The following is a 9,167-nucleotide window of genomic DNA, read 5'->3' on the forward strand; positions in this document are numbered from 1 at the left end:
GAAGTGGTGAGCGATGATTTGTGCCCGAAAGGGTACTCTCATGCAGCCTTATCATTTTTTCAAATAAGCACAACCCCCAAACCCACACAAAATGGAAGAGAACCCAACTTTTCAACTTTCCTGAGTTGCATTGACATCATTTTTTCTGTGGGGCTATAATACGCACATGATTATCGAGTGTCCGAATTGCAAGGCGCAATACAGTGTCCCGGATGGCAAGATTCACGGCCGAAAGAAGTTCAAGTGCGCCCGCTGCCAGAATGTATTTGCCGTTGACTTGAAAAAAGAGGACTCAGCCAGCAAAAAAGACACCGCCAAAATCATCCAGGAAAATATCACGGATTCCCTGTGGTCGAACGAAAATTTAAAACTGCCGGATGATCGCAAGATCTCCATCGCGGTAATCAAAGGCGCCCGGGCGGGGTACATATTCAAGCTCAGCAAGCCCTACATCCTGATCGGCCGGGGCAAAGTTGACCTGATAATCCCTGACAAGGAAGTTTCCCGAAAACACCTGGCAGTGGAAATACGAAATGAGAAAATCCTGCTCAGGGACCTGGGCAGCACAAACGGCACCTTCATCAACGGAGAAAAGGTGTCCATCACGGAAGTGGACGATCAGAGTGAATTCCGCGTTGGCCAAACCACTTTAATGCTGATTTCCACCCCCATTAACCGGGAGTTCGATAAGTAAATTGTGGCGTCCCCTGCGTCTCTTTTTTAACTTCACCCTGAGTGCCCTGGTTTTTACCTTCTTTGTTTCGGGGCTGATCCTCTTGCTCAATCCGGAAGTGCTGGTCACTCCGGGAGACTCCATGCTTTTGTTCACCTACCTGCTGTTGTACTACGGAATCGGCTGGTGGCTGGTCACAGCCATCCTCTATTTCTTTGTCCAGTTTGCCGCGGGGCGCAAATTTGCCGTCGGTATTATCTGGCCGCCGACATTGACCTATCTGTTGTCTTTTACCATTCTCGTCATTACGGCAATTTACTTTCTCAATTATGATTACTACCGCAGCTTCCTTTCCGCGGAGGCGGGCACTCTCTGGTTGCGCATTCTGATCGGCCAGTTGGTGCTGGTCATCACGGGCATGGTGTTTCTGCTCCAGAAAGGCAAAAGCAAACGCTGGATACAGGCAGCATTCCTGGCCTTCCTGAGTTATCAACTCCTGAACACGTTTACGGGAATGATGTCGATGAATGCCCCCCGGATTCCGGCAGTGAATCCGAAACAACTGGTCCAGGAAGTCACGCCGCGCCGGATCCGCCTGGTGATCGCCGACGGCATTTCAGTGAGCCACCTTTTGAGTCAGTCTTCCGAACAAAAATTGTTGAACTTCAATTTCTTGATCCAGAACGGTGTCAGGGCGCGCATTCATTCCTTTAAACCGAATTTCAGCCACTCACAAATCAACACCGTGTTGTCCGGCCTTTCCCCATCGGCTTTTCACAACCACTCACAAGTCAAATTCAAAGTAGGTGATCTGGAACAGGAATTTGACCTCTTCCCCCGCTACCTGTTCATTCGATATGCCTCAGTCATCGGCGTCACTTCTTTTTATCGACGCTTTGCCATTCCGGTCAAGGACCATATCCGCGATTATTATGAAGCCAACAACTTCGGCACATTTTCCCTGATCTACCCTGATTTTACACCCATGTACTCTGAACGCTCCCTTGAATACAATCGCCGCTTCAAACCACTTTACGCTGATCTTCTTAATCAAATGAATCGCCGTTACGATCTGGTGAAACGCTTCTTTTTCTTTGACGACTACCTCAAGCGCAGAATTCCGGACCTGAAAGACACCCCGCTTTACTACTCAAGTTCCCGCCTTTTCGGTCTGGCCAACGTGGCCCGATACTTCTCCCAGTACTCAACTCACCGCGTGTTTGAAACCGTAACCGAAACGGACATCAAGCGATACTCATGGATCCTTGAAAAATACTATGAATATTACGACTCGATTATCGGCAACCTGATCAGCACCACCGGCGAAGACGAACTGCTTGTCATTATCAGCCTCTACGAATTCGAGCCCCTGCCCGTATGGCGCCGTGTCCTGCTCAACCTGTTCGGCAAAAAAGATGTCTACGTTTACAAGCCCCTCGATGCCCGGGGCACTATTTTCCTCTACGAAAAGAACGCTTTGAAAAAAGGATACCCGGTGAATTCCATTTCGATCTACGATATATTTCCTACCTTGCTTTACTATTCCGGCTTTCAACTCAGTCGCGACTTGCGTGGAGAAGTCGTGCGCGAGATATTCACGGAGGAGTTCCAACTGAACAACCCCATTGACATCCGCCCGGACAACCTGTAATCCGCGTTGACCAGAGAGCCGCAAATTGCGTATAATTCCAGTTAATGAAAGTCCCGTCGCTGTTGATTGTCATTTGCATACTGATGGGGGCCTGCGCCCGCACCCCCCGCACGGTTCCGGAGATTACCCCTCAACTGGAAGAACGTCCCTTAAAGCATACAGAGGCTGATTCTGAGCCTGCCGGCATCACGGTTTATAAAAATCACCTGGTCGTGATTCGCAAGTCCGGCACCATCCTGAAATTGGACCCATTGAATCTGGAAAAAGTAATGACCGCCCAGTTAACGGACAAAATTCGTCCCGGCATAATCTCCGGCGGCGGCAAACTACTGCTGCGCACGGAAGAGTCACCCCTGCGCTGGATCATTTTAGACCTGGAGACATTCCGGGAAATCAACCGCATTACGCCCGCAAGTGAAAGCGAACAAGTGGCGGCAATCGGGCACAACATCCTGGTTACTCAAAAACAAAACAAACTGGTGGCCACTACATTTGATTCCGATCCGAAGTCCAGGGAAATCGAGATCCCAGTCGCAGACTTTCGCGCCTGCCGCATACATGGCGACCGCGTATTGATCCTTTCCCGCACCGAGTTGATTCAACTTCAACCTCCCGTGTTTGTCGCGCAACGTTCGAAACTACCCCACCCAGCCGCGGGTGATTTCCTTTTGCGTGACGAATATCTCTATTACGGCGGTGAGAACCGGCTGTTAATCAAATGGGCGCCCCGTTCCCGCAAACCCGAATGGACGGCGCCCCTTCCCCGGATCCTCAAGCTGGCGCCAATAAATGCCGGAAAACTCGTTGCGGTACTGCCACAGGATCAACACATCCATTTTTTTACTCCCGGTGGCGGACACACCTGGTGGTCTTCCCTGAATGGAACACGCCTGTATCCACCGTTGCGTCTTGATGAAAACATCGCGGTGTTTCTTTACCCGCATCATGCTCCGGAAATCCGCTTTTTCAACTGGAAAAAACACACAACCGCCAGCCACAAAGGAGCCAACCCCTTGCGGGATCCGCCCCTGGCCGTAGGCGGACGACTCTTTTTCCTGGTGGAATCAGAGGGCGAGGTCCGGCTGCACACCCTGACCAACCGCAGGGGAGTGGAAATAGAGATCAAGCCGGAATTTCCCAGAGTTTCCGGCCGATCCCTGGAATTTCGAATCAGTCCCATCAACCTGATCCGGCCTGAATTCAACTTGAGTGTACGGCGGCGGAAAAGCAAAACCCCGGTACTGAATACCAAGCTCCTGCGGACAGATCCTACAATCACGGCCTGGCTTCCGCGTGATTCCGGAGAATATGTCCTTGAAGTGGAGGCCATCTCAAAGGACGGCTTCAAAGCCAAAGCCAGGAAACAGTTCAGTGTTCATGACCTTGCGGAGTTCACCCGCGTTCACGTATCCGCCATTCAGGCGGCATGTCATGGAGATTACGTTGCCGGCGGGGATGCGAAGCCATGAAGTCCCTGGACCGGCTCCCGGACCTGCCGGGGATCATTTGTCGTCAACCAGACAAATCCGGCCATTACACCACCCTCGGCATTGGTGGACACGTGGCCATGTCGGTCCAGGCTTTCACCCCATCTGCGCTGATTGCGGCGTTGCGGATTCTTAAAAGCGAAGAGATCGCTCATGTCGTAATCGGAGGGGGAAGCAACACGGTTTTCCCCGAGCAGGCCCCTGAACTGGTGCTGGTGGTTAACCGCACCCGGGGAATCCGCCGCGTTGCCGCCGACCGAATCGCAGTCCAAAGCGGGGAATCCACCTTGAACGTAATGGCATGGTGTGCAAGCAGCGGCGTCGCGGGTTTGGAATTTCTGGCCGGGATACCCGGATCCATGGGCGGAGCCGTCGTTGTAAATGCCGGGGCTTTCGGCCGCGACATGTCCGCCTGTTTCATCCAGGCGCAAAGCCTGGACTCCAAGGGAAATGAAGCCTCAATCCAGCCGGCTGAATGCAGTTTTCAATATCGGGATTCCGCGCTCAAGCGCGGAGAATCGGTCTTAATGGAAATCACCCTGGCGGTTGAACCCAGCGATCCGGAGGTGGTTCGGCAACGAATTCGCCGAAACTTTGAATACCGCAGAAAAAACCACCCGGGGCGGGGCTCCCGCACGGCCGGCTGTTTTTTCAAGAACCCCGGCCGTGACAAAGCAGGTTCCGCCGGACGCCTGATCGATTCCGCCGGATTGCGGGGATTGCGCCGTTCCGGACTGGAAATATCTTCACAACATGCCAATTTCATCTCCAACCGCGGTGGCGCACGGATGACGGACCTGCAGGCGTTTGTCCAACACATCATCACTGTGGTCATGCAAAAACACGGTGTCCGCCTGGAACGTGAAGTGTTGTTCGTCACCCCCGATGGGAAATGGTACTAGGACCATGGCAGGGAACCCTCGTTTTGTTTTTCTTTTTTTTGACGGCGTGGGGTTGAACCCGAACCACAAGGCCAATCCTTTTGCCGCCGCCAATTGTCGCTTCCTGCCTTTTCATCAACCTTCGCCAAAACTCCCTGACGGCACTCCCGTAACCGCGGTTGACGCCCTGCTGGGAGTTGGAGGCATCCCCCAGAGCGCGTCCGGACAAGCCACACTCTATACCGGCATCAACATTCCCGCGCGCTGGGGCCACCGGGGCAGTTACCCGGGATCCGGTCTGCGACGCGTTCTATACCGGGACAACCTGCTCAAGTCCCTTTCCAACTGCGGCCGGAAAGCTGTGTTTTTCAACGCCTATCCCCATTACTCTCAGTTGTTTTCCCCGCCACACCTGGAGTTAACAGCGGACGGGCAGTTCCATTTTTCAGCGGATTTCCCACAACAATTCCGCCGCCGCTTATCCACCACCACCTGCATGATGCTCAGCAGCGGCATGAAACCCCGCAATGAAGAGGATATCCGCCAGGGAACCGCCCTGTACCAGGATTTTTCCAACCTGTCCCTGATCCGGTTGGGGTTGGAAATGCCTGAATATTCTCCGGAACAAGCGGCGGATATCATTGCAAACAATGCCGCCGGGGTGGACTTTCTCTTATTCGAGTATTTTCAGACCGACATCTTCGCCCACCGCAAAACATTTCCTGAATGTGTTGACCTGGTCCGTCGCCTCGACAAACTGGTCGGGAGGTTGCTGGAGCAGATGGACCCGAAAAAAGACATCCTGATACTTACCAGTGACCACGGCAACCTGGAAGATTGTTCTCTGCGCTCCCATACCCGCAACCCCGTTCCGTTACTTGCATGGGGTGACAACGCGGATGGCTTCCGGCAGCGGATCCGGAATCTGGGGGATGTAACTCCAATGATCCGTGAATGGATGGGCTGTCCTGCCGCGAGCCTTTCAGCGCCTGCGGAAAAGAGCGGTTACAATGATTCCCGGCAACAGGAGTTGACATGAAATCATTTCGACATGAACTCTGGTTTAAAACCACGCAAAGACGGCAATTGGTCAACATCACCCCCACTTTGCATGAACTGGTTGGAAAAAGCGGGATCAGAGAGGGACTGCTCTTGTGCAACGCCATGCACATCACCGCCGGCGTATTCATCAACGATGATGAAAGCGGATTGCACAAAGATCTGGAGGAGTGGCTGGAAGGGCTCGCCCCCGAGAAACCGCACAGCCGCTATCGCCACAACAACGGTGAGGACAACGCTGATGCCCATCTCAAACGCACCATCATGGGACGCGAAGTTGTGGTGGCGGTTACAGGCGGCAGCCTGGACCTGGGGCCCTGGGAGCAGGTGTTTTATGGAGAGTTCGACGGCAAACGACGAAAACGCGTGCTGGTCAAAATCATCGGGGCATGACCTCCCACACCACCGACCAGGCTTTCTCTAACCTTTGCCTTGAAAAGCAGAAGAAAATGCTTTATAATGCAGGATAACGCGCCGTTCCGGCGTTGTCACAAATAGAATCATGTTGGAGCCAATCCTGGAAAACCGGATCAGTAAGGATTTCATCAACACGCTCCCACCCCTGCGTTTCAGGGGACACATCGAGTTGATCAACCGCCCGGACCAGATACGCAAGGCAACCAGGCACCTGCGTCGCCATCGCGTATTGGGATTCGATACCGAGAGCCGGCCGGCCTTCAAGAAAGGTGAGTCATACCCTGTTTCTCTGATCCAATTGGCCACTCCGGATACGGTTTACCTGTTTCACCTGACCCATATCGAAATCGACGATCGACTTGCAAAAATCCTTGCCAGCAAGCGCATAAAGAAAGTGGGAATCGCTTTAAACAACGACCTGGACAAATTGAGTGAGTTGCGGCCCATGAAAGCCGCGGGATTTGTCGACCTGTCCCGAATCGCCTCAGAAAAAGGGATTGTCCAGCAGGGCGCTCGCAGCCTGGCGGCCCGTTATCTGCATCAGCGACTCATCAAATCCTCCCAGCGCACCAATTGGGCACGCCGGGAATTAACGGAAAAACAGAAATTGTACGCCGCCACCGATGCATGGGTTTGCCTGGAAATCTACTTCTTACTCCTGGCGGACAACAGGACCTACCTTCCTCCTACTGAAACCGATACCTGCAATGAAAATGGAGAGGCTTCAATTCAGTAGAGTCCTCCTTCCGATTTTGACCATTCCTGTTTTGACTTTTCGCTGCGGTTGGTTTATAAGAAAGTAGCGAAACGTCCGGTACATGTTCCCGGCACGAGTGACGAGATGAACCATTACAGCAATCCCGAAAAAACCATATTCCTGGCTTCCGACCATGCGGGTTTCTCGTTGAAAACCGCCGTGAAGCGGATCCTGGGTGAATTCAACCTGGACGTTCATGACCTGGGCCCGGAAAACGATGAGCCCGCCAGCTGGGCCGAATACGGGGCATATGGAGCCGGTGCTGTGGCACGGGACCCGGACCGCCTGAGAGCCATTCTGATTTGCGGTTCCGGCATCGGCATGTCGATTGTGGCCAACAAGTTCCCCGGGGTCCGGGCCGCCCTCTGCCATGACGCCGCCGCCGCCGCCATGTCCAGGCGCCATAACAACGCCAACGTACTCTGCCTGGGTGGCCGTGTTATTTCGGAGAAAACGGCCGAGGATATTATTCACACTTGGCTGGTGACCGCATTTGATGGCGGGCGGCACCAGGTCCGCCTGGATTACCTGCAAAAAACGGTGGAATTGCCGAATTTCTGCAAAGACCAGTAACCGACCAATATTCGAGGAGGAAAACATGTTTGGATTAAACAAAGACCTGACAACGCTGGATCCCGAAATTGCTGAAGTGGTGCTCAACGAGACCCGCAGGCAGAATCAGAACCTGGAGTTGATCGCTTCGGAAAACTTCGTGCCCAACGGCATCATGGAAGCCATGGGATCCGTACTCACCAATAAATACGCGGAGGGCTACCCGAATAAGCGCTACTACGGCGGCTGCGAGTTCGTTGACGTGAGTGAAAAGCTGGCCATGGACCGGGCCAAGGAACTGTTCGGCGCGGACTATGCCAATGTCCAGCCCCACAGCGGCACCCAGGCAAACATGGGTGTCTACATGACCGTGCTGGAACCGGGAGACACCATGTTCGGCATGGATCTCTCCCACGGCGGCCACCTTTCCCACGGGCATCCCCTGAATTTCACCGGCAAGCTGTACAATGTTGTTTTTTACGGTGTCAACCGCGAAAGCGAAACCATCGACTACGATGCCCTGGAGAAACTTGCCCGGGAACACCGCCCCAAGCTGATCATGGCCGGAGCCTCCGCTTATCCGCGCATTATCGATTTTCCGCGCTTCAAGCAAATCGCCGATTCGGTCGGCGCCATCCTGGTGGTGGACATGGCCCACATCGCCGGACTGGTGGGCGCGGGTGTGCATCCCACACCTGTCCCCCACGCGGACTTTGTGACTTCCACTACCCATAAAACGTTAAGGGGACCCCGCGGAGGATTGATCCTTTCCCAGAAAAAACACCGCAAGGAACTGAAGAAGGTGGTCTTCCCCGGCATTCAGGGGGGTCCGCTGGAACACATTATCGCCGCCAAAGCGGTATGTTTCAAACTGGCCATGAGCGAGGAATTCAAATCCTATCAAAAACAAACCGTGCGCAATGCCGCCGCGATGTCGAAAGCGCTCGCGGATCTCGGCTTGCGCATCGTCTCGGGAGGCACGGATAACCACCTGCTATTAACGGACGTCACCCCGCTCGGCATTACCGGTAAGGACGCCGAAACCGCCCTTGACATCGCCGGAATCACTGTCAACAAAAATACCATCCCCTTTGATACCAATCCCCCCCTGGTCAGTTCCGGCATCCGCATCGGCACTCCTTCGGTAACCACCCGGGGCATGAAAGAAGCGGAGATGAAAACCATTGCCGAACTGATCGTGGACGCGTTGAAGCACACCACGGATGAGGCCTACCTGCAAAAGATCCGCGGCCGCGTGCAGGAACTCACTTCCGCATTCCCCATTTACACGGATATCATAGAAAAGTACAGCCGGGCCCTGGGCCTGGCATAAGCAGCCTCCCCCGGATCCACCCGCGATGGATCCGGGGGGCTTTTCTCAACAGGACCGGACCGTGACAAATGATCCCCGGTTGGAAACACTGCTGAATGCGGTACGCGACAGCCGCCGCCTGGTGGCCTTCACCGGCGCCGGCATCTCCACCCTCTCCGGAATCCGCGATTTCCGCGGCCGAAACGGGTTGTACCGGGATTTCGATGCGGATCGCCTCTTCGACCTGGGCCATTTCCTGCGCGATCCGGATTATTATTACCACCACGCCCGCTATTTCATCTACAACCTGGACGAGCTCGTCCAGGTTGTAGATGAAATAGCGGGCGTGGTGGTAATAATAATCCGGATCGCGCAGGA

Annotated in this window: 10 protein-coding genes; all 10 read left to right on the plus strand. The window is 54.1% G+C overall.

Annotated features, from left to right (window positions below; genetic code table 11):
- Positions 1-130: 130 nt before the first annotated feature.
- Complete coding sequence (locus ENN40_03110) at positions 131-694, plus strand: FHA domain-containing protein (protein HDP94330.1); 564 nt, start codon at positions 131-133, stop codon at positions 692-694.
- Position 695: 1 nt separating this feature from the next.
- Positions 696-2,324, plus strand: coding sequence for a hypothetical protein (locus tag ENN40_03115; protein HDP94331.1), 1,629 nt, complete (start codon positions 696-698; stop codon positions 2,322-2,324).
- A 44-nt stretch (positions 2,325-2,368) separates the two neighbouring features.
- A complete protein-coding gene (locus ENN40_03120) occupies positions 2,369-3,793 on the plus strand; it encodes a hypothetical protein (GenBank protein HDP94332.1) in 1,425 nt (474 codons plus the stop codon).
- Entirely contained in the window at positions 3,751-4,713 is a 963-nt protein-coding gene (gene murB / locus ENN40_03125) for a UDP-N-acetylmuramate dehydrogenase (GenBank protein HDP94333.1), read from the plus strand. Before ENN40_03120 ends, murB begins: the two co-directional genes overlap by 43 nt.
- Positions 4,697-5,731: a hypothetical protein gene (locus tag ENN40_03130; GenBank protein HDP94334.1), complete on the plus strand. Its 1,035-nt coding sequence runs from the start codon at positions 4,697-4,699 to the stop codon at positions 5,729-5,731. Before murB ends, ENN40_03130 begins: the two co-directional genes overlap by 17 nt.
- Positions 5,728-6,144 (plus strand): YjbQ family protein, encoded by a 417-nt coding sequence (locus ENN40_03135; GenBank protein HDP94335.1) that lies wholly within the window; start codon positions 5,728-5,730, stop codon positions 6,142-6,144. Before ENN40_03130 ends, ENN40_03135 begins: the two co-directional genes overlap by 4 nt.
- A 109-nt stretch (positions 6,145-6,253) precedes the next feature.
- The gene (locus tag ENN40_03140; GenBank protein ID HDP94336.1) at positions 6,254-6,904 is read left to right on the plus strand and encodes a 3'-5' exonuclease domain-containing protein 2; all 651 of its coding nucleotides are present in this window, start codon (positions 6,254-6,256) and stop codon (positions 6,902-6,904) included.
- 105 nt (positions 6,905-7,009) lie between these two features.
- Positions 7,010-7,498 (plus strand): ribose 5-phosphate isomerase B, encoded by a 489-nt coding sequence (gene rpiB, locus ENN40_03145; protein HDP94337.1) that lies wholly within the window; start codon positions 7,010-7,012, stop codon positions 7,496-7,498.
- 25 nt (positions 7,499-7,523) lie between these two features.
- Positions 7,524-8,810, plus strand: coding sequence for a serine hydroxymethyltransferase (locus ENN40_03150; GenBank protein HDP94338.1), 1,287 nt, complete (start codon positions 7,524-7,526; stop codon positions 8,808-8,810).
- Between the two features lie 25 nt (positions 8,811-8,835).
- Positions 8,836-9,167 (plus strand): hypothetical protein (locus ENN40_03155; GenBank protein HDP94339.1); only part of this gene is annotated, 332 nt, incomplete at its 3' end.

It is taken from the genome of Candidatus Aminicenantes bacterium, from assembly GCA_011049425.1.
Classification (GTDB): Bacteria; Acidobacteriota; Aminicenantia; order UBA2199; family UBA2199; genus UBA876.

What these genes read in the sequence shown, in the direction of transcription:
- ENN40_03120 (HDP94332.1), top strand. Translation starts at nt 2,369, where the DNA reads ATGAAAGTCCCGTCGCTGTTGATTGTCATTTGCATACTGATGGGGGCC.
- murB (HDP94333.1), top strand. Translation starts at nt 3,751, where the DNA reads ATGTCATGGAGATTACGTTGCCGGCGGGGATGCGAAGCCATGAAGTCC.
- ENN40_03130 (HDP94334.1), top strand. Translation starts at nt 4,697, where the DNA reads ATGGGAAATGGTACTAGGACCATGGCAGGGAACCCTCGTTTTGTTTTT.
- ENN40_03135 (HDP94335.1), top strand. Translation starts at nt 5,728, where the DNA reads ATGAAATCATTTCGACATGAACTCTGGTTTAAAACCACGCAAAGACGG.
- ENN40_03140 (HDP94336.1), top strand. Translation starts at nt 6,254, where the DNA reads ATGTTGGAGCCAATCCTGGAAAACCGGATCAGTAAGGATTTCATCAAC.
- rpiB (HDP94337.1), top strand. Translation starts at nt 7,010, where the DNA reads ATGAACCATTACAGCAATCCCGAAAAAACCATATTCCTGGCTTCCGAC.
- ENN40_03150 (HDP94338.1), top strand. Translation starts at nt 7,524, where the DNA reads ATGTTTGGATTAAACAAAGACCTGACAACGCTGGATCCCGAAATTGCT.